Raw genomic sequence first — 22,543 nt, 5'->3', positions numbered from 1 at the left:
AAGATTTCGAATAAGCAGGCGCATCGAAATCTATTATTTCTTCAAAATTTTCAAGTAGTGTACTTGAAGGTCATTAATTTTTAACACACAAAAATAAAGTCCAGAAGCCATAAACGGTTCTGGTCTCCAAACGGCTGAATATTTATTTGCATTCAGTTGTTTATTTTCTACATTGGCGACGAGTTGCCCTTGCAAATTATAAATTTCTATACGTGCTTTTGAGGACTTGAAAACACCATAATTAATAGTCACTTGATCTGTAAATGGATTGGGGCTCACGTTGTAAATCATCCCATTTGTGAGGTGTAAATCATCTGCAGAAAGAATGCCATCTCCATCGACAATAACATCCCATGTGCCTTCTAAAACACCCGCATTATCCACAAGAGGAATAATACGATCTGTGGCATCAAAAGTACCAGAAGTAATGGACGCAGCGGCGTCTCCAGCAATACTCGTATCGCCTTCAAAATACAGTTGAGTTGTAAAAGTTGAAAACCCAGGAGTGGTCACCTTCACATGAATATGACTGGGTCTGTAGCTACTGCCGTTCAAGTATTTTCCAGGTAAAATAGTTTCTAAATTATAAAAACCCGCACTGTTAGATATGATTTTTCGTCTCAAGCTGAAACCTGTATTGTCATAAGCACCGGCGTCGTTGGCATGCCATAAGTCCAATACGGTATCAGGAATGACTTCTGTGCAGTCTAAATTTTTAATAATTCCCGATAATTTTAAACGGACTCCCACTTCATCACTTGGCATCATCACACCATCAGAGCTAATCGGCGCATTGGGTGTATAAAATGGCCCCGTACCATAGTAATCTTGTGTTAACGGGTTGCAGGCTTCTTGTGGTTTTACATTTGATAGATCCCTAGATTTACCAGTATCAGCCTTTGTTAGTAAGGGAGATGCACCCATCGCGATAACCGCAAGTGTGGTGTTTTTTAAAAATTGTCTTCTGTCCTTCTTCATAGTTCCTCGTTTTTAATTTTATAATTGTCCAAAAGCATAGCTTAATTCGTAAATCACAGAGGAATTACTAAATTAATGATCTTTTTTCCAGAAAGTTTTTTTGCAGGTATCCTCACAAAGATAAACGATTTCTGTTCTAACTTGGAGTTTTTTGAATTTTTATTATGGATGTTGAGCAAAAGTGATGATGTGAATTGAACAGGGTAAATGGAAATATTATAAATTTTAGTAGGTTATATTACTTGCTGTCCGTAAATTTGTCCGTGTCCGTAAAAACGTCCGCAATATAAAGTATGGCTACAATAAACTTCTATCTCGATAAATCAAATAAAAAAGGATTCTCTCCAATTCACTTAAGGATTAATTGTAATTCTGAACAAATTAAATTATCAACTGGAGAAAAAATAAAACGGCAAGATTTTGATAAGGAAACTCAAACTGTAAAACAAAACTCAGAAAGATCTACTGAAATTAACCATTATTTGAATTATTTAAAGGAGAGGGCAGATGAACTACTAAACAATTCCTATAAAAAAAGTTATACTAATAATGAAATCAAAACAAAGTTACATGGTTTTGTAAAAGCTTACAAAGAGAATCACAATGTTAACATTGTAAGGGAACAAATCCCTCTATACGGTAAACCGTTTACGTTTGTTGATTTATTTGCAGGTGCGGGCGGTTTTAGTGAAGGTTTTTTACAAGCAGAGCATAACAATAAATTCTTTGATTTTCTTGTAGCAAATGATATAAATGATAACTCTGAATTAACTCATATAGTAAGATACAATCATCAATTAGGATTGGATGCGGATTTTTTATGTCAAGATATTACAGAACCTGATTTTTTGGATAATTTAATTTCGAAAACCAAAGGCAAAAAAGTTGACGTAGTTTGTGGAGGCCCTCCTTGTCAGAGTTTTAGTTTAGCAGGCAAAAGAAAGAAGTTTGATAAAAAGGATGATTTATTTGCTCATTATTTGGGAGTAATCAAAGTACTTCAGCCCAAGTACTTTATTATGGAGAATGTAAAAGGAATTTTAACAAAGGAAAAAGGGAAAATAAAAGAACTAATTCTAAAAGAAATTAATTCCATTGTTGATATTAAAGAAATCCCTCGTTTAGCCTCTTTTATTAAATCTTTAAAAACGACTAATACAGATAACGGTTTCTTGTTAGATTGTTTGATTAAAAGAATTGAAATTGAACAGTTTACGGATTCTAAAATTGAAGAAGTGAAAGAAGTTTATATACGAACAATTGATGCTAAGTTCAGAAAGTTAACTCCAGATATTGTTGACTACAAAACGAGTAAAACGGATGAAAGAATTAGCACGATCAGACACGGTTTTAATATTTTAGCTAGAAGTAAAGAATGGGAAAAACTTAAACGAGATATTATTCGTGAAAAGGATTTTTGTAATATTGATAACGATTTCTTTGTAGATTCTTTCACTCAATTCCTCACGGATATTGATTCAAATGAAATAATCAATAAAGTCGAAGAAGCATTTGATGGATTAAATGTAGTAAAAGACTTTAAGAAATCTTGTGACGATATAATACAAGCATTGAAAATATATGTCCTAAATATTGATGATTGTCTCACAATGATTCGTGCCTATTGTGACAAAGAACAAAGCAATGAATTAGATACAATTATCAGTGATATAAGACTTTATAAAATAGAAGCGCCATTTGTAGCAAATTCATCAAATTATGGAGTACCACAAAATAGAGAGCGTGTTTTATTTATAGGGTGTAGAAAAGATCAAAAATTCATATCTGAGATTCCTGCTACTGTTAAGGAAGAAGAGAAGGTTTCTGTTTTCGAAGCGCTTTATGATTTAGATTTTATTGGCAATAATCAAGAAGCTCACCAATATCAGTCAGTAGATATTTCTAAACAGTATAATGTAACTGCTAAAAAAATGAAAGGTCTAATTAAGGCTCGTTCAATTGATGGTAAACTCATAAAAACTAAAGGGAAAACTTTTGCAGAATGGAGTAAGAGAGGTCGGCTAAACGGTCGATTTGAAAAAGCAACCAAACCTTTTTATGTAAAAAGTGAATTAGCTCTTAATAATGGAGAAAAAGTTTATGACCTACTTCATAATCATAAAACAAGTAACCAAGGAGAGGATGTAATTAAACGACTTGATATAATTTTAAAAGAAGGAAATTATAAAAAAGCACAAAATAAATTAAATGAATGTGGTTTATCGTCTAATAAAAGAAATTACAATGTATTAAAACCAGAGAATCAAAGTCCTACGGTTATGACTATTCCAGATGATTACATTCACTATAACTCACCAAGAGCATTAACTGTTAGGGAAATGGCAAGGTTACAATCATTTGATGATTCATTCGTTTTTCAAGGAAAACGTTCAACGGGCGGAAATAATAGAAAAACCGAACTGCCCCAATATACATTAGTCGGAAACGCAGTGCCTCCATTAATGGCTAGAGCAGTTGCAATTGAAATTTTGAAACACATTAAATGAGATTATTAACTCCCCAAGAAGAAGATAAGCTTAAGGTTTTAACTAAAAACTCAATCTCCTTAACTTTAATTGAACCTACTGAAAATGGACTTAAGAAGTCTATAATGGATGCAACCGGAACTGTAAGGAATTATTTAAGAACTAATAACTTTCACGATTATAGCTTACAACTTCAAGGTCCTGATCATAAAATAATTATTGATGCTTTAATTTATGATGTAAATTCTGTTTTAAAATCCAAAACTTCGTTATACAGGCCTAAGACAAAAACAGGAGATCCAAGAATATGGTTTTCAGAAATATCTAAACACACACAACCAAATGATGTTCTAGGATTAATTTGTTTTGATGGTGTAATTCACATTATCAATGTAACTCAACTGCCAGTTAGCCAATTAATAAATGGTGTTAATTCTAACCCCTTAAAAGAATTAGTACAAGAAATTAATTATAATGAAAATGTAATTGCGAATGAATTACTAGGCTTATTAACAACAATTGCTAAGAAAGGTCCAATTCCTTCAATGGTTAATGCTGATACATCTGTTGGACGTACTTTAGAAACAGCCTTGGGAATAGATATTAATTCTTCTAAATTACCAGATTACAAAGGAATTGAACTGAAATCTTATCGATCTTCAAAAGGGAATCGGAAGAATTTATTTGCTCAAGTACCAGATTGGACATTAAGCAAATTTAAAAATTCAACAGAGATATTAAATGAGTTCGGTTATAGCAGAGGAAGTGCTTTTAAATTGTATTGTACTTTATCTACTATTGTAGTCAACTCACAAGGTCTCTCATTAAAAATTAATTCAGATATAAACCATTTAATAGAAACTTCGGACAAAAAAGAAGTTGGTGATTTTGTTGTATGGACTCTGGAAAAATTACATCAACGACTATTAGAGAAACATAAAGAAACATTTTGGATCGCTGCTGATAGTATTAAAATAAGAGGCAAAGAACATTTTCAATATAAACTAGTTGAACACACAAGAAAACCAATTATCTCACAATTTGATTTACTTTTAGAACAAGGAATAATTACAGTAGATCATTTAATCAAAAGAACTCCAACTGGTGGAGGCGCAGAAAAAGGACCTTTATTTAAATTAAAAGACAATAGTTTAAATTTATTATTTCCTCCAAGTAACAAATATGATTTGTTAGCGTAATAACTTAATTTAACCTAACAACTCCTACAGTCATTTATTGAAACGAATGGCGTTGTTCTTCTGTTGAAGAAGCCGTCAATAGTTGGTTAAATGTTTTTATGGTATTAAAATCTTGTGTGATTTCATCAGAAACCCCAACTCCAGAAATTCCGGTTTCTAAGATGGCTGTAACATCAGTTGTAGTGATCCCTCCAACGCCAATAATAGGCGTTTCGGTTTTTAAGGCTTCTGTAATTGCGGTAAAACCGTTCAAGCCTAATGGAGTTCCTTGAATGTCTTCCTTTGCTCTAAATGGTGCTAAGTATATATAATCGACTTCCTTTTCGATGTAAGTCTCACAATCTTGCAAGTTGTTTGCGGTCGCTCCAATCAGTTGCCAAGGGAGTAACTCTTTTCGAATAATAGTAGGGCAGGGCGATGTAAAATCTAAATGGATGCCATCTACTTTTAGTTCTTTAGCTATTTTATAATGTGCGCTAATAATTAAACGTGTTTGAAAATGAGACGTGATCTCTCTTGCCTGTTTCACTATTTTTAAATACTTCTTTTCAGAACTGTTTTGAAGGTTTAACACGACTAATTCCGCACCTGCTGCACAGGCATTTTGAATGTGATCCAGATGTGCTTTGGGCGAATTCCCCTGTGAAATATAATGTAATTTAGGTATCATAGTGACGTCGTGAATGTTAAATGGTAATTTCTAAAAAGAAACGATTTTTGAACGTTCCATAAAATAAGATTCAAAACGCTCAAGCATTTTAGTCATTTTTTCTGAGTAAATGACATATTGACATTTTTGGATACTCTGAGAAATCGACATAATCGCCGAATAGGAGGAGTGTTGCGAAAGAAATTCCGCATCATCAATACTGATTATTTTTAATTGTGCAGTGCTGACACCATTTAATAAGAACAACTTATTCATTGTTTTGGGAGTAGAAATAAGAATGTCTGTACCCTCAAATATTTCCGATTTCTGAATGTCTATATGCAGCTGTTCATGCCCTACATAAACGCGTAAAGAATTGTATTTTGTATAGGCTAAAAACGTTTCGTATAATTCCATCGCCCGTTCCTTGTTTTCTACAAGAACAACGGCTCTAGGCGCATTTCCGTCAGCCTCACATTTTAACTTTTGTAAGGTAGTCAATACAAGGGTGGTTGTTTTACCACTGTCTTTAGGAGCGGTGCAATATACATTCACACCACTTTTAATAATGGGAATGCTGCTGCTCTGAAATGGCGTTGGCGTTTGTATGTTTAGAGATTCTAATTTCTCTCGAATATCAGAATGTAATTTTTTAAAAGGCATAGAAATTTAAGAGATCACTGGTTAAAGATGTATTCGTAAATATTTGGACAAATATACGCTGTGTAAACTTAATAAACTGAAAAGTTGAATTTCAATTTTTAATAGGAGGGCGCGCGTCCGAAAGTAACAAATCCAATAGTTTAGGAGAAGGCTTAATTAATTGCCTAATAATATGAATTATTCTCGTTTGACAATACTGCATAATAGTTAAACATATTATATCTTTATCAAATAGTTTCAAAATAATAAATAAGCACACAATACATGGAATTATTTAACCAAGAAAATACGATGTTTCCCTTAGCTTACGATGAAATCCTTCAGCGTGTTCGCGCTATTGATCCTGTTAAATACAGTTCAACTCGAAACTATATAAATGGGGCGATCACGCACTTATCTCCCTACATCTCAAGGGGGATTATTTCAACTAAATTTATACTATCTGAAGTTTTAAAAAAAGGGTATAAACCGGCACAAATTGAAAAATTTATTCAAGAATTGGCATGGAGAGATTATTGGCAACAGGTTTGGATTGCAAAAAGCGATGCCATCAATCAAGATTTAAAACACCCTCAAACCCCCGTTTCTAACAATTCAATTTCAAAATCTATTGTAGACTCCCTAACGGGTGTTGAGGCGCTAGACGATGCTATTGAAGCACTTTACAAAACAGGCTATATGCACAATCATTTGAGAATGTACACTGCTGCTGTGGCGTGTAATATGGGCCAAAGTCATTGGAAAGTTCCAGCACAGTGGATGTATTACCATTTATTGGATGCCGACTGGGCGAGTAATGCCTTAAGTTGGCAGTGGGTTTCTGGGGCGAATGCCAACAAAAAGTATGTAGCCAATCAAGAGAATATTAATAAGTACTGTTTTACAGCCCAAAAAAACACCTTTTTAGATGTACCTTATGAAGCATTTGCTTCGATGAAAATCCCTGAGATTTTAAAAGATACTCCTGATATTGAGTTGAAAACTCCGTTGCCAAAACAAACTACTTTATTGATTGATGGTACACTTCCAACCTGCATCTATAATTTCTATAACTTAGATCCCCTTTGGAAAAAAGATATTTCAGTCAATAGGATATTACTATTAGAGCCCTCTCATTTTGAGGCCTATCCCGTCTCTCAAAAAACAATTGATTTTATTCTAAACATCTCAAAAGAAAATATAGATACGATTCAAGTTTATGTAGGAGAATTTAAGGATCTAGTTACAGATTATAAGCTTACAAATATCTATTTTAAAGAACATCCGTTAAGCCAGCATTACCATGGCATTGAAGAATCGAGAGATTGGATGTTTGAGGTTCAGGGCTATTTCCCGTCCTTCTTTTCATTTTGGAAAAAATGTAAAAAACAGCTTACATATTGAAAAAACAGACTGTAAATATTGTTTGGTTAAAACGGGACCTTCGATCGCAAGATCACGAACCTTTATTAAAGGCTGAGCGTGCTGGTATTCCATATCGAATCATCTATGTATTTGAGCCTTCTAGAATTGAATATCCAGATACAAGCCCACGGCATTTGCAGTTTGTGTACCATTCTATTGCAGCCTTAAATAAAACGCTGGCGCCTTTCAATAGGAGTGTAGAGGTGTTTTATGGAGAAGCCATCGACGTATTTGAACAACTTGAAGAAAGCTTTGATATAAACAACATTTTTAGCTATCGCGAAAGTGGCACTCAAGGGACTTGGCAACGTGACAAACAAATCACCATTTTCTGTAAGCAACATCAAATTGATTGGCAAGAGTCGCAACGGGATGGTATTCTAAGAGGTATTAAAAATAGAGAAGATTGGAACAAGCAGTGGCACATTACAATGCACAAACTGGTACTTCAAAACAGCTATTCTGTATCTAAAGAAGAGCCTTTAGAACATTCCTTTTTACTGCCTGAAAAATTAGAGACTCAATTAAAAGACTATCCGAAACAGTACCAACCAGCAGGGGAACAAAATGCATGGCGGTATATAAAGTCCTTTACCAACCAACGCGGGTTTAATTATCAGAAACACATCTCAAAACCAACCGAAAGCAGGATGTCTTGCAGTCGCTTATCCCCTTACTTCGCTTGGGGGAATATGAGTATCAAACAAGCGTTTCACTTTATTGGCACGCATCCTAACGGCACCAGAAACAGCAAGGCTTTTTCGGCGATGCTTACCAGACTTCATTGGCATTGTCATTTTATTCAGAAATTTGAAGTGGAGTGCCGTTATGAAACGGAGTGTATTAACAAAGGGTATGAGCTTTTAGAACACCAGAAGAATGAAGCGTTTATCAAAGCTTGGAAAACGGGCAGCACAGGGTATCCATTAATCGATGCGTGTATGCGTGCTGTTGAAAATACGGGTTGGATTAATTTTAGGATGCGTGCCATGGTGGTGTCTTTTTTAACGTTGAATCTAGATCAAGATTGGCGAGATGGCACTTACCATTTGGCCCGACAGTTTTTAGATTATGAACCGGGCATTCACTATCCACAGTTTCAGATGCAAGCTGGCACTACGGGAATTAATACGGTACGTTTATACAATCCTGTGAAAAATTCTCAGGAGCACGACCCCGAAGGTGCCTTTATCAAAAAATGGATTCCAGAATTGAGTAATGTTCCTGTAGCATACATTCACGAACCTTGGAATATGTCCGCTATGGAGCAGACGTTTTGTGGGGTTAGCATTGGAGAGGATTATCCACTTCCAATTGTGGATTTGCAAGAGAGTGCACGGCTGGCAAGAGATAAAATATGGGGACATAAAAAGCATCCCGCTGTGCAGGGGGAAATGAAACGCCTTTTACAAACACATGTAAATGCCAGATGATAAAAAAATGATGCACAAAAAAGATTATAAAATACATATTATTGGAGCTGGCATAAGCGGACTCATCGCTGCCAGAGTTTTAGAAAATCATGGCTACCATCCTGTGATTATAGAATCAACAGATCGGGTAGGAGGTCGTGTTAAAACAGATGTTGTAAATGGGTATCAATTGGACCATGGGTTTCAAGTGTTGCTCACAGCCTATCCAGCAGTTCAAAAACATTTAGATTATGAGGCTTTAGAATTGCAGAAATTTTTACCAGGCGCTTCTATTTTTAAGGCAAATGCCCAAAAAATAATAGGCGATCCTTTAAGAAATCTTTCGTTACTATTTCCAACACTTCTATCTGGAATCGGGAATTTTTCTGATAAACTTAAAATTCTAAAACTGAACCAAAAGTTAAAGAACAAAAAGATGTCTGACATATTTTCTGAAAAAGAACAATCGACCTTAGACTATTTGATAAATTTTGGTTTTTCAAAGGATATCATCACTGATTTTTTTACACCTTTTTTTAGCGGTATTTTTCTTGAAACACAACTTGAAACATCGAGTAGAATGTTTGAATTTGTATATAAGATGTTTGGTGAAGGCGATGCAACGGTTCCAAAAGCGGGTATTGAGGCGATTCCAAAACAATTATTAAACAATTTAAAGAGTACAACTTTTAAATATAACACGAAAGTAACAGCGTTGAAAGATGGAAAGATTACGCTTGATGATGATACAAAATTAGAAAGTGATTATACAATTGTTGCCACTGAGGCGAGTGGTTTAATTCCTAATTTAAAAAATCAATCTACAGAGTGGAAATCCTGCACGACCTTGTATTTTGAAACGGAAACACGAGGTATTGATAAAAAGTTAATTGGGCTCATTCCTAAATCGGGAACCTTTATAAATAACATCTTTTACAACAGTAGTTTAGAATGTGCTATAAGACCCAAGAATGAACTGTTGTCAGTGACCGTCATAGATGATCAAGACCTTTCTAGCAAAGCCCTTATCGAAGCGGTTCAAACAGAGCTAAAAGAGTTGTGTGGGATTACAACAATGAATTTCATTAAATTGTACAGTATCCCGATGGCACTGCCAAAGTTAAAAGATTTGAAATATGAAATGATGCCCTCTGAGACGCGTTTAACAAACGGACTTTTTTTAGCTGGAGATACGCAATTAAATGCGTCCTTAAATGCCGCCATGATTTCTGGCGAAAGGGCAGCATTGGGCGTGATTGAATCTATTTCAGCTATTTAATAGTTCTGTACAAATAGTGCAGCGTTTTCCTTATTTTATCTGGTAATTAAAATTTTGTACGCGTCAGTTTACCCACAACTCATATCTGCAACAATTTTCCATTCGTTATTTATTTTTTTAAATACAATCAAGAAAACTCCATTTGCATCCCCGACTTTACGACTTAGAAAGTACTTGCCCATGACCCAGTAACTTTGGTTTTCAATAGGGGATATATCTATGATTTCAAAGTTTAGTGTGCCGCTATGATCTTTGGTGGGATAGCCTTTTTTATAGTTATCAAGTGTTTGCTGCCAGCCTTTCGTCAGTCCACTATTTCCGAAGAATTTTAAAGAATCACTCTTAATATACCCTTTCATAAATCCTTCCAAATCATTTTGACTCCAAGCAATCTCTTGGTCTTTCATTACTTTTAGGATTGCCGTTTTGTCATCTTCAAGATTGGGAGTTTTAATTTCTAAAGTGTTTACTTCCCCTTCAATGGCTTCAGGTTTTGTTTGAAAGTCACAGCTGTAAAGAGTTATTGAAAATGTGAATATTAATAAATTTTTCATGATTTAATTATTAAAAATCCGATTTTTAAAATGTTGTTGTAAATAGTTTGGATGCGTTTAATTTTTTTACACAAATAAAATGATTTTCAGCATTTGAATTACAATACCTAAAACAATCAAAATAAGTCCTTCCAAAAACAATCTACTAAACAAATATACTATTTGTTACAGACTTAAATATATTGTTATTCAACGTTACATATGTAAGCTCCCCCTAAAACCGCACTGTTTAAAAGTATAAAAAAAATATTAACTTTAAACAGAAAAAATGAGAAGAAGTAAATTTAGTCCAACGCAAATCGCTACGATTTTAAAAGAGTTTGACACAGGTAAAACCGTTGTAGAAATCACTCGAGAGTATGGGGTTAGTTCTGCCAGTTTTTACAAATGGCGTTCCAAGTATGCAGGAATGAACGCTAAGGAGTTAAAACGCCTCAAGCAGCTAGAGGATGAGAATCGCAAGCTCAAGCAGATGTATGCCACTTTAGCTCTGGATCATCAAATGGCAAAAGAGATCATAGAAAAAAAGCTCTAAAGCCTTGCGTTAAAAGAAGCCTAAGTAATGAGCTTGCTCACTACGGTATCAGTAGGGCGTGCCGTGTACTAAAAATGAGTAAAAGTGTATATTATTACAAGCCATTACCAAAGGATGATTCAGAGATAGTGACAGCACTAAGTGAAAAAGCAGTAATCCACTCAGAGGAAGGTTTTTGGAAAGCCTTTGACCGATTACGTTCAGAAGGAAAAACGTGGAATCATAAACGGGTTTATAGGGTCTATAAAGCCATGGGCTTGTCACTTAGAAGAAAGGTGAAGAAACGATTACCCTCACGGGTTAAAGAGCCTTTAGAAGTTCCTAGCGTACTTAATCATACATGGAGCATGGATTTTGTAACCGATGTTTTAGAGAATAAAAGACGCTTTAGAGCTTTTAACATTATTGACGACTATAACAGAGAAGCCTTACATATTGAGATCGACTATTCTCTGACAAGCAATCGCATCATTTGGGTGCTGAATCATTTAATTAACAAAAATGGAAAACCAAAACGTATTCGTATGGACAATGGACCAGAATTTATAGCGCATTTAACAGCCAACTGGAGTCTGATGCATTCTATAGAGTTTAAATATATTCAACCAGGCAAACCGACTCAAAATGCTTTTATAGAACGCTTCAATGGAAGTTATCGAAGAGGTGTTTTGAATAAATATATTTTTGAAAATTTAGATCAGGTTAGAGAGCAAACACAAATTTGGATGGATGATTACAACCACAAAAGACCCCATGATGCACTAGGAAAATTAGCACCAAAAAAGTACGCAGAAATTAATTTTAATGGAGCTAGCTCCATTAAAATTAAAAACAATAAATTTGATAATAGTAGAAATTTAAACAGTGCGGTTTTAGGGGAAGCTTACAACTAGATCTGTTGAGTTCTGTGCGATTCCTGTAAAACTTAAAAGAGTAATAAGGGCTATTGTAAGAATGTTATTTTTCATGGGGCTCATTCGTTTATCAAAGTTACATATTTTATTTTAAATCGATATAGTTACAATTATTGTGCCAAAACACGGAATTATTATTTTAATGGAATACTCTTTTTACGAAACGACGATAGGAGAGTAGTATAATTCGATGAATTAAAAATCAGCAAGCTAAATACTAAAAAAGTGAATCTTTTTCAAGACTCACTTTTTATTTAACTACCTAAATAATTCAAATAGACAAAAACAATTGTTTTTATTTTAATAATACACCGTCGTCTCCAACAATAATTATTTTTCCACTAGGCGAAGCAGCTATTCCTTCTAAATCTAAAGTGGAATCTGAAATTATACCTGAATCTACCATAGAAGAAGAAAAAGTTGTTCCACCATCAAAACTCTGAATAAGCCCAGCATCATCTGTTACAGCTATAATTAGGTTGTTATTTACAATTTCAAAATAATTAATATCTATATCACTAGGTAAATTGCCTGTAATAGTAATAGTATTCCAAGTACTTCCTCCATCTGTTGTGTTTAGTATTGTTGATTGTTCTCCAACGACCCACCCATTGTTAGCATCTGTAAAAATTACTCTCTTTAAATCGATATCTGCAGCTTGTAGAGTGGTATTTGTATGGTCTATCCATGTAGATCCTCCATCTGTTGTGCTTATAATCGTTCCTTTTTCTGCAACAGCCCAACCATTATTTGCATCTGAGAAGAAAATATTATCAAAATCTAGTGTGTCATAATCATACGTGTACGTGCTTGTTCCTGAATTGAAAGTTGCAGCTTGCACATCCCAATTAGAACCACCATCTGTAGTGTGTAATATAATACCATTGTCTCCAGAAGCCCAACCTGTATTTGCGTCAACAAAAATTATAGATCTAATTTCTTCGCTTTTGGTTTTGTCGTCATCTTCCCATTCTGTCCAACTACCACCAGCATCTGATGTTTTGTAAATAACACCACTTCTAGTAGTTGCCCAACCTGTGTTTTCATCAATAAAAAATACATTGTAAAGATCATCAGTTCCTGCCAGTCCTGGAATTACTGTATCAGCTGTCCAAGTAGCCCCAGAATCTGTAGTTTTAAGTAACGTTCCGTCGTCTCCAACAATATAGGCTATAGTATCATTTAACCAAAATACTTTTAATAAATCTAACGAGGTTGAAGAATCATTAGTAGAAAAGGTAACCGTAAAATCTGGACCAGTAGCTGTCACTCCGTTTACAGTAACACTTATTGGACCACTTGTTACTCCATTTGGAACAACAACGGTTAAACTTGTTGTGGTAGCTGCACTAACAGTAGCATTTATACCATTAAATGATACCGTATTTTCAGAAATAACATCACTAAAATTAGCCCCAAAAATGGTGACCTCTGCTCCAATACTTCCTCCTGAAGGACTATATGACAATACTGAAAGAGCAGTTGTGTCTGTTACTTCAAAAGCAGAAGTAGTTTCTTCTTGAATGCTTGTTACTGAGACTTTTACAGTAGTGTTACCTAGTTCTGCATTTTGTGGTACAATAACTTCTAAACTAGTAGAGCTTGCAGAGGTAACAGTAGCTTGAATAGCTCCAAAGGTTACAACATTTTCTGAAATTATTTCAGAAAAATCTTGACCAGTAATTGTTACTGTATCACCTCTATTTGCAGATGCTGGGCTTATTTCTGTTATAGTTAACGCAAGTTGTATTATTTCAACAATAGGACTCGTACCTAATTCGCCATTAACTGTTACAGTAATTGGTCCTGTAATTGCTCCTAAAGGCACTCTAACCGAAAGTGCATTTTCTTGTGCTTGTATAACTTCTGCTTCTAAATCTATAGTGAAATTACCATTGCTATCTTCTGCACTAGTGAACTTAACTATATTTAGGGAAGTCTCTGCATCAAAATTACCTCCTAAAACACTAATAACTTTATTTGGTTTGGTTGAATCTGGAGAAAAATTTAATATAACTGGTGTTGGAGTGAAACTATTATCATTATCATTACAAGAAGTAATTGAAAAAATGAATATTATCCCCAATAACATAAGTAAACGTCTGAAAAAAAGTTTTGATGTAAGCATGTTTATTTTGTTTAGTTTATATAAGATACAAATGTATAATTATACAAACATTTAGCTATAAAATTGAGTTATATATACCTTATATGATTTGTTTTGCTTCTACTATAAACCTACTATTCTTTATTAAAAGTTTATTTTTATTAAGATTAAAGGCTTTATAATTACATTAATAGTTTATTATAAATTCTTTTAAATCAATAGATTCGTCTAGCAATAGTTTTTTCTTTATTCTATATCTTGAAGCTTGAACAGAGCGTGGACTTATATGTAAATATCTAGCAATTTCTTTTGTTGAAAGATGTAGTTTTATCAAGCAACAGTGCTTTATTTCGGTTTGTGTTAAGGGTGAAAATTCTTTATTCATTCTATTTAAAAAATCGGAATGAACTGAATTAAAGTGCTTTTGCAAATCGTGCCATTCTTCATTCTCTTGACTTAAATTAAAATCAATTTTTTGTACGATTCTTTTAATATCTGATTTTGCAATAGTACTTTTATTAGCAATTAGATTGATATCATATTTTAATTGCTCTATATGTTGTTTATTTTGGATTCCCCTTAGAGATTGACTAAGCAATTCTTCTTCTTTTATAGATTTATCTTTATTTAAGTCTTCAATAATGTTTTTATATTCCTTTTTTTCTTTTTTTCTTAAATTCCACAATCTATAAAGTAAAATTGCTATTATAATAAATAATAAAATAAGCACATAAAATGAATATTTGGTAACAGACAATTTTATTTTTATTTGTGTGAGTTCTGCATTTTTTATCTCCATCTGAATTCTATGATGGAGATCTTTTACCTCATCTTTTAATTTTACATTTTGATTGTTTTGGTGTTTAAAAATGTCACTTAAATAAGTAAAATCATTAGAACCTATTAATTCTAAATCAAATACAGCATCTGTAGTGACTTTACCTCTTTGGTGTAATTCTACAGCAATAATGTTTACACCATTTATAAAAAAACTTGGTGTAAATACCTTTGTAAAAAATTCTTTTTCTTCTTTTGCTTTTACTATTTTTAAAGATTTAGTATATGCGGTAATATTATCTATATACGGCATATTTGTACGCCATACTTCGTTCCCGTTTATATATATAATTGCTCCATCATCTCGTCTAATATTTAATTTATAAGCATAAAATTTAGAGACATCTTTAATATAAAGTATTTTATGAAAATATGCCGTTAGATTTTTATTTAAAGAGTCTTTTCCATAGCTTATAACTGTATTAATATTTTTCATGTTATAGCCTAAAGGCGCATTGCCTTTTTTCCATTTTGGCGATAACAGTTGTTTTTCTTTCCAATAATTATTTTCTAAATAATCTAAATCATAATAAGACCAACTGCTTCCTTTTTTAATTAATACAGAATCTTGTAATGTATTATTTTGTGCTTGTAAGACAGTAAAGGAAATGAATAAAAATAATAAAGAGAATAAACTTTTCATTGTTTATTGTTTAATTCACTAAAGAATATTAGTTTATAAATATGGTAAAATTAAAGCAATAAAAATAACAAAAAATATTTAAATTAAGTAATTGTATATTGTAACTTATTTACAGTTAGTTAGTAAATATGCTCATAAGAAGTATTAACGGTTAGCAACTAAAATAACAACTGTTGTTATTTTAGTTTAATTTTATTACGATCTTCATCTAATGTGTAAAAAACATTATTTTCTTTTAAAAGCATACTTAATTTACCATCACTTTCATTTTTAGGATGTTTTAAATCTATAGCTATTATTCTTTTTTTGTAGGATGCATTTATTTTTTTTTGAATTGTATGACCAACTACTATATAATTTGCATCGTAATATGTTAATATATCTGTAATATCTATATTAGATACATCCATATTTTTAAAATATCCTCTATACCATAAAGGACCTCTTTTTGTGCTAAAAACTAAAGCAGATTCTTCTATTTTTTTTCTGTTTGGGTTTCCGTAATATTTTTTAGCAATTCTATTAATATCGTTTAAAGAATACTGATTATTTACCAGATCAATACTTAAACCTGCATGAACATATATGGTGTTTCCTATTTTTACTACAGCATTTTTTGTGCGCAACCATTTGCCTAGCTCTGTATGTGTTCCAAAAAGTTCTTTATAAGGTATTTTTAATTGTTCTGCTAAATTTTTGTATTTACTTTTTACATATTTAGTATTACCTCTTAAATTCATATTCTCATGATTTCCGATAATTAAATGTACTTTTCCGCCAAATTGTTTGGCTTGTCTTTCCAACTCATAAGTAAGCCATAAACACTGGGTTACATTATCACCTCTATCAAACATATCACCTACAATAACTAAATGTCCATCTCCATAGACCCATTGATAGTCTTTGCTCATTACACCTGCACTTATTAGCATTTTTTTATAAGCATAGAAGTTTCCTTCTAAATCAGATAGTGCTAGTAATTTGGGTGGCTCAGAATATTCAGATTGCTCTTTTACATATTCTTTTTGTAAAAGAACATTAAATGTTTCTTTTTTTTTATTATACACTTCTACGTCAAAAGATAAAACATCGTTTTTGTCAATATTTTCAATTTCTGAAAGTGCTATTTTATATTGAGTTGTATCATTTACTACTTCAGGTCTAACCTGAAGTATTTTTGCAGAATTATTATCCTTGTTTTGGTAAAAAATGTAAGGGCCATCTGTAGTTTGCGCTACAGTTTTATTAATTATAATAAAATAAAATATTCCTAAAAAAACAGTTTTCTTCATTAAATTTTATATTTAAGTCCTAATACAAATTGAGAATCATAGTATTCTTCTTGTATCATATACTGTGATTCTCCAATATAATAACGAAGTGGTTGATTGGTTAGGTTTTTTGCTTCAAAATAAATTTTTAAATCTTTTAATATATCATAAGATGCATTAAAGTCTAAAAAAGTTTGCTTGTCGTAATACTCATCTTGAATAGGTGTTGGTCCATAACCAAGTATATAGGCTGATGTGCCATTTATAGATCCTGTAAGTGTGAAATTTTTATATTCGTAACTTAATGATGCGTTATAAGTAAAATCGGCTGTATCTGTTAAATTTCTTTTATTTCTAAAATTTGGAGAATTAAATCCTGAAAAGTTAGAATTTGTAATAATTAGTCCTGCATCTATTATTGTTGCATTTCCATAAAAGTTTAAATTACGTAAAAAAGAAGGTAGAAAATCTAAATTTTTTTGAAAAGCGAATTCCATTCCTTTTATAGTAGCATCTCCTACATTTTCTGTTTTTCGTATTTGTAAGATATCGCCATTTGCCAATGTGTAGTTTCTGTTAACTCTACTATAAAAATTATTTAAATCTTTATAAAATAAGCCTACAGATATTAATCCTTTTGGTATATAATATTCTATACTAAAATCGTAATTATCTGAAGTTCTTGGTCTTAAATTAGGGTTTCCAACTGTGAGTCTTCCTATATCACTATCATCATCAATATCACTACTTCCAAAACGTATTCTAGGTGCTATTCTTGAGTAGCTTGGTCTGTTAATAGTTTTTGAATATGCAAGTCTTGTTATTAATCTTCTTGTAATATTATATTTAAGATCGGCACTTGGTAAGTAATTATCATACACTACGTTTAGCCTATTATCAATATCAGATTGATTAAGTTGGTCAAAAATAAAGGCTTTATAACCGCTATTTGTTCTTTCCCAACGCACTCCTCCTCTTATAGAAATGTCATTTGTTAAATTGTATTTTGCTTGTAAATACCCTGCACTAACTTTCTCAACGCTTGTATAGCTAGTCTCTGCATGGTTTTCAAGATTTTCTACAATAGTAAAGAGTGTATCATCAAAAATATTTAACCCGCCAACAAATGCTCTGTCTGGAGCATCTAACATTTGATAATTGCTAAAAGCAAAATCAGATCTTCGATAGTTTTCTGATGGGATCTGAATAAAGTCATCTATATTAACTATGGGACTAATATCAAAAGTTCTGTTATCTTCTATACGTTCATTCTTTCTGTATTGAAAACCAGATTTTAAGTAACCATTTTTAAATGGTATTTTAAATTTTATTGCTCCCTTAATATTGCTATCATCAATATTTTGTGTGTTTCTCGTAAAACTAGATAGTACAGCCTCTTCATTAAAATTTGCTAGATTGGTTGTTATTTTAGGTCTATTTGGGTTTCTTGTATCTACAAATAAATCTGCTTCTCCTTCTGCAACACGATAAGCAATTTCTCTTCTTTTTCTTCTCTTTTTTGATTTTGAATATGTAAAACTCCAATCGGTTTCTATTTTTCCAAGTAAATGCTCTCCATATAATTTAGTATTTATAACATTTTTTTTATCTAATCTATAATTATTGGGCTTTCCTTCACTAGAGCCAGCTCTAGTGTATGTTGTAATACTTCCTTCTGAAACTACTATCCCTTCTGGTGTAAATGACTTCGGAACATCAATACTACTATATCTTGTTCTGTATCTATTTTCAAAATCATTTCTATAAGAAAGTGATGTTTTTATTCCAATTAAAGAATTTTTTGAAAATTCATAATCAACCCCTAGATTTAAATTTTTTCTATCTCTTATTACCCAATATTGTCGTATTTGAAGTTCATTAAAAAATCTTGTGTCATCTGTAGGGTCACCTATAACTCCTGTATCTAACCAATCCCAGTCTGCTTCAATGTTATCTGACTTAAATGACCTGCTACTAGAAGATCCATTTAATGCTATTCCTAATTTTCCATCAAGCATCTTTTTAGAAACTCCAACTGCAGTATTATAATTAATGTCATTCCAAGTAGGTGTATAATTATAATCTGTAGAAACACTTAATTTTAATTCTTTACTGTAAGCATTTCTAGTTATTAAGTTTACCACACCTCCAGTAGCCTCACCATCTAAATCGGCAGAAGCACTCTTTGTCACTTCTATATTTTGAATAACATCAGCAGGGATTAAATCTGCCTCTACACTTCTTGAGTTAAAGCTAGTTGAAGAAATTCTATCTCCATTAATAAGCATTGTAGTAGCAGCAGATCCTAAACCTCTAACAGAAACTTCTCTAGCTTCTCCTTGATCGGTCTTTATTGTTAATCCAGACACTCTTTTTAAAGCATCGCCAATATTTGAGTCAGGGAATTTACTCGCCTGTTCTAAAGAAATCACATTTACAATATTTTCAGAGTTCTTTTGAACATTTAAAGCTCTTACTTGTCCTTGTGATCTCGTTTGGACAACTACAGTTCCTAATGATTCTGCTTCTGGTTTTAACAAAACAGATGGTATCTCAATAGTTTTACCAGATACCACCGTTACATTTAGCTTAATCTCTTTGAAACCCAGATAGCTTATTGTAATTGTCTGCTCTCCAGATGGAACATTGGTAATAATAAATTTACCATCAAAGTCACTAGTAGCACCTATAATTCTATTATTAATTTGTAAGAATATTTCTGCACCTGGTAAAGGCAAGCTTGTATCATCTACAATTACTCCTGAAATATTTCCTTTTTTTGAAGAATCTTGCGCATGAATATTCAGTATAAGTAATAATGAGGCAATAAAAAATACATGTTTAATGATTTTTGTTTTCATAAGTTTAAATGATTTTAATCAGATGCAATATATTACTAATACAATAAAGAAAAGTTTTTTTGGGGTTATAGAAACCTACTATAAAATCTAAAAAAACTACTTAAGAACTACTATTAAAAATATTTTTTCAATTATAGTCGAGTTTTACAAAAAATTATAACAATGTCCTTATACTTGACTGGACAAATAGAGAATTATAGCTATCAAATAAACCTAAAAGTTTTTAAGCCGTAATTTAATTCACTCGTTAATATTTATTTTTGTGTTCATGAATCTCCTAAAGTCGATTTCTTTTTTATCAAGAAAAAAAGATAAGAATCAAACCTTATAAAGTTCTTCAGATTTAATTTCTGTTTTACATAATATAAATAGTTAAAATTAAAAGAATATTCTAATGGAAGTGAAAATAAAGCAAGTGTATAGAAATTTTTAAGAAAGAAATTGAGCAAGGGAAAATTTTGCACTGTTGCGAAAAGCTAACGAGAAGTTTCTGAAAACTTTTTACAACGAGAATTTTATTACAGACGAATGCTTTTTTTTGGCGGTGACAAGCGTTGGATAATTGTGTGTAAAATAAATTGCCAGAGCAATTTGATTTTATAAAGCAATCGAGCGTTTGGTAGCGGCTATTTTACATAACGGCAAATTATAGCTACACAATAATAAATACAACTACGAAGCCACAATTAGCTTGACATAATTACTATCGATATAAGTCTAAAGACGTTATATCTGCAATTATGTCAAATATCGCCCAAAAGCGCTATTTCGCTAATTGCTGTAAAATGTTCTATAATGTTCTGCGTTATGTAACTTGAGCTTTGGTTAAAAGCGAAAGTTATTACTTCAGTTTCTTAAAAAAATTTATTCTAAAAAGTTTCTTCTACAATGTTAATGGAACACTCTTTTTACGTAACGACGTAGGAGAGTAGTGGAATGTGTGTGGAATGGAAATGATAAAAAAAAATAAAAAACAATGAAATATTAAATTTTTGTGTTTAATTTGTTATACTAAAGCTTTAATCATAGGAGTTTTTAGCTGAGCAAATTGAAAAATGTTTATAAGTTCGGTCTTTTGAAAATTAGGAAGTCATATTCAAAAGAAGCTTACTGGGTAAGTAACCGAAATTTAAAGCTAACTTCCGTAGTAAAAAATATATCTACACGATATAAATTGTGTTTTGTCCCCAAAATGCAATATCAAATTATGATTTGATTTTAAGTTATTAATTCTTTTTAAGAAAGCATTCCTGCTTTCACGTTTTAATAACTTCTTATCACATTTATAATGAATACAAAATATATTGATTTAATCAGTCAGACTTTTGATTTTCCTCAAGAAGAATTCATCCTTGAGAAAGATCACTTACGTTTCCATGATATAGACCTAAATAAATTGGTTGAAACCTATGGAACACCCTTAAAATTTACATACTTACCTAAAATTTCCGAGAATATAAATCGCGCAAAGCACTGGTTTCAAAAAGCGATAAATAAATACGATTATAACGGTCATTATCAATATTGCTATTGCACCAAAAGCTCACATTTTAGGCATGTTTTAAACGAAGCCTTAAAAAATGATATACATATTGAAACGTCCTCAGCTTTTGACATAGATATTGTAGAAACCCTAAAACAAGAAGGAAAAATAAATAACAAAACTTATGTTATTAGCAATGGTTTTAAACGCGCAGAATACGTTACAAATATTGCGCGATTAATCAATAACGGTCATCAAAATTGCATTCCGATTATTGACAATTATGAAGAAATCGATTTGCTTTCAAACGAAATTCAGGACAATTTCAATATCGGAATTCGTATTGCTTCAGAAGAAGAACCCAAATTTGAATTTTACACCTCTCGATTAGGAATAGGTTATAAAAACATTATGCCTTTTTATAACAAACAAATTAAAGACAATCCAAAAGTAGTACTTAAAATGCTTCATTTCTTTATTAATACTGGCATTAGAGATAATGCTTACTATTGGAATGAGCTTTTAAAATGCCTTAAAGTATATACAAGTTTAAAAAAGATTTGTCCATCGCTAAACAGTTTGAATATTGGAGGTGGTTTTCCTATTAAAAACTCATTAGCTTTTGATTTTGATTATGAATACATCATAGATGAAATCATTAATCAGATTAAACTTACTTGCGAAGAAGAAGATGTAGATGTGCCTAATATTTTTACAGAGTTTGGAAGTTTTACAGTTGGAGAAAGTGGTGGAGCAATTTATGAAGTGCTTTATCAAAAGCAACAAAACGATAGGGAAAAATGGAATATGATAAACTCTTCATTTATAACTACACTTCCAGATACTTGGGCTATAAATAAACGTTTTATTATGTTACCAATAAATCGTTGGAATGATTCTTATGAACGTGTTTTACTTGGAGGATTAACTTGTGATAGCGACGATTATTATAATAGTGAGCAACACATGAACGCTATCTATTTACCAAAATATAATAAAGATAAACCATTATATATCGGATTTTTTAATACTGGAGCTTATCAAGAAACTATTGGAGGTTATGGAGGTTTACAACACTGTTTAATCCCAGCTCCCAAACACATCATAATTGATAAAGATGCCCATGGAAATATCACAACACAGTTATTTAGAGAACAACAAAAAAGCGAAGAATTACTTGAAATTTTAGGCTATGATAAAAAACCTGAAACACAGACAATTCAAAATTTAAATACAAGTGCTGAATTACAATTAGCAGATAAATAAAA

The 22,543-nt window shown here is 32.0% G+C and carries 15 protein-coding genes; 7 read left to right on the top strand and 8 right to left on the bottom strand.

Going from position 1 to position 22,543, the window contains the following annotated elements:
• Positions 1 to 33: 33 nt before the first annotated feature.
• Positions 34 to 978 (bottom strand): dioxygenase family protein, encoded by a 945-nt coding sequence (locus FORMB_RS12640; protein WP_069677810.1) that lies wholly within the window; start codon positions 976 to 978, stop codon positions 34 to 36.
• 293 nt (positions 979 to 1,271) lie between these two features.
• Here FORMB_RS12640 and FORMB_RS12635 point away from each other — a divergent pair, with 293 nt between their 5' ends.
• Positions 1,272 to 3,485, top strand: coding sequence for a DNA cytosine methyltransferase (locus FORMB_RS12635; RefSeq protein ID WP_069677809.1), 2,214 nt, complete (start codon positions 1,272 to 1,274; stop codon positions 3,483 to 3,485).
• Complete coding sequence (locus tag FORMB_RS12630; protein ID WP_069677808.1) at positions 3,482 to 4,663, top strand: MvaI/BcnI family restriction endonuclease; 1,182 nt, start codon at positions 3,482 to 3,484, stop codon at positions 4,661 to 4,663. The genes FORMB_RS12635 and FORMB_RS12630 overlap by 4 nt, the downstream gene beginning before the upstream one ends.
• Positions 4,664 to 4,697: 34 nt before the next feature.
• Here the strand turns inward: FORMB_RS12630 and FORMB_RS12625 are convergent, their stop codons facing one another.
• Together FORMB_RS12625 and FORMB_RS12620 are read right to left on the bottom strand one after the other, a co-directional pair.
• Positions 4,698 to 5,333 carry a thiamine phosphate synthase gene (locus FORMB_RS12625; RefSeq protein ID WP_069677807.1) on the bottom strand — a complete coding sequence of 212 codons (636 nt, stop codon included), beginning with the start codon at positions 5,331 to 5,333 and terminating at the stop codon, positions 4,698 to 4,700.
• A gap of 30 nt (positions 5,334 to 5,363) precedes the next feature.
• Positions 5,364 to 5,975 carry a DEAD/DEAH box helicase gene (locus FORMB_RS12620; protein WP_069677806.1) on the bottom strand — a complete coding sequence of 204 codons (612 nt, stop codon included), beginning with the start codon at positions 5,973 to 5,975 and terminating at the stop codon, positions 5,364 to 5,366.
• Between the two features lie 264 nt (positions 5,976 to 6,239).
• On the opposite strand from FORMB_RS12620, the gene FORMB_RS12615 reads away from it, so the two are divergent.
• The 3 genes from FORMB_RS12615 to FORMB_RS12605 are packed head-to-tail and all read left to right on the top strand — an operon-like array spanning position 6,240 to position 10,070.
• Positions 6,240 to 7,358, top strand: coding sequence for an FAD-binding domain-containing protein (locus tag FORMB_RS12615; RefSeq protein ID WP_069677805.1), 1,119 nt, complete (start codon positions 6,240 to 6,242; stop codon positions 7,356 to 7,358).
• Positions 7,355 to 8,812: a cryptochrome/deoxyribodipyrimidine photo-lyase family protein gene (locus tag FORMB_RS12610; protein WP_069677804.1), complete on the top strand. Its 1,458-nt coding sequence runs from the start codon at positions 7,355 to 7,357 to the stop codon at positions 8,810 to 8,812. The genes FORMB_RS12615 and FORMB_RS12610 overlap by 4 nt, the downstream gene beginning before the upstream one ends.
• Before the next feature lie 10 nt (positions 8,813 to 8,822).
• Entirely contained in the window at positions 8,823 to 10,070 is a 1,248-nt protein-coding gene (locus FORMB_RS12605) for an NAD(P)/FAD-dependent oxidoreductase (RefSeq protein WP_069677978.1), read from the top strand.
• Between the two features lie 68 nt (positions 10,071 to 10,138).
• Here the strand turns inward: FORMB_RS12605 and FORMB_RS12600 are convergent, their stop codons facing one another.
• On the bottom strand, positions 10,139 to 10,624 hold the full coding sequence (locus FORMB_RS12600) for a YybH family protein (RefSeq protein WP_231925551.1): 486 nt from the start codon (positions 10,622 to 10,624) through the stop codon (positions 10,139 to 10,141).
• A 268-nt stretch (positions 10,625 to 10,892) separates the two neighbouring features.
• Here FORMB_RS12600 and FORMB_RS12590 point away from each other — a divergent pair.
• Positions 10,893 to 12,052, top strand: a protein-coding gene (locus FORMB_RS12590) for an IS3 family transposase (RefSeq protein WP_157498202.1) whose coding sequence is annotated in 2 segments (ribosomal slippage) — positions 10,893 to 11,154 and positions 11,154 to 12,052 — 1,161 coding nt in all. Because the reading frame shifts where the segments join, the coding sequence is not laid out codon by codon here.
• 316 nt (positions 12,053 to 12,368) lie between these two features.
• Here the strand turns inward: FORMB_RS12590 and FORMB_RS12585 are convergent.
• The 4 genes from FORMB_RS12585 to FORMB_RS12570 all read right to left on the bottom strand — a co-directional run bounded on the left by FORMB_RS12585 (position 12,369) and on the right by FORMB_RS12570 (position 19,792).
• Entirely contained in the window at positions 12,369 to 14,201 is a 1,833-nt protein-coding gene (locus FORMB_RS12585; RefSeq protein ID WP_069677801.1) for a YCF48-related protein, read from the bottom strand.
• 166 nt (positions 14,202 to 14,367) lie between these two features.
• Positions 14,368 to 15,660 (bottom strand): helix-turn-helix transcriptional regulator, encoded by a 1,293-nt coding sequence (locus FORMB_RS12580; RefSeq protein WP_069677800.1) that lies wholly within the window; start codon positions 15,658 to 15,660, stop codon positions 14,368 to 14,370.
• Positions 15,661 to 15,836: 176 nt separating this feature from the next.
• Positions 15,837 to 16,952: a metallophosphoesterase gene (locus FORMB_RS12575; RefSeq protein WP_069677799.1), complete on the bottom strand. Its 1,116-nt coding sequence runs from the start codon at positions 16,950 to 16,952 to the stop codon at positions 15,837 to 15,839.
• Entirely contained in the window at positions 16,952 to 19,792 is a 2,841-nt protein-coding gene (locus FORMB_RS12570; protein WP_069677798.1) for a TonB-dependent receptor, read from the bottom strand. Before FORMB_RS12570 ends, FORMB_RS12575 begins: the two co-directional genes overlap by 1 nt.
• Positions 19,793 to 21,080: 1,288 nt before the next feature.
• On the opposite strand from FORMB_RS12570, the gene FORMB_RS12565 reads away from it, so the two are divergent.
• Complete coding sequence (locus tag FORMB_RS12565; RefSeq protein WP_083243962.1) at positions 21,081 to 22,541, top strand: arginine decarboxylase; 1,461 nt, start codon at positions 21,081 to 21,083, stop codon at positions 22,539 to 22,541.
• The last annotated feature ends 2 nt before the right edge of the window (positions 22,542 to 22,543 follow it).

This window comes from Formosa sp. Hel1_33_131 (assembly GCF_001735745.1).
In the GTDB taxonomy this organism is placed as follows: domain Bacteria; phylum Bacteroidota; class Bacteroidia; order Flavobacteriales; family Flavobacteriaceae; genus Hel1-33-131.
Note: the sequence above shows the minus strand (reverse complement) of the source record. Positions and strands in the feature narration are given on the sequence as shown.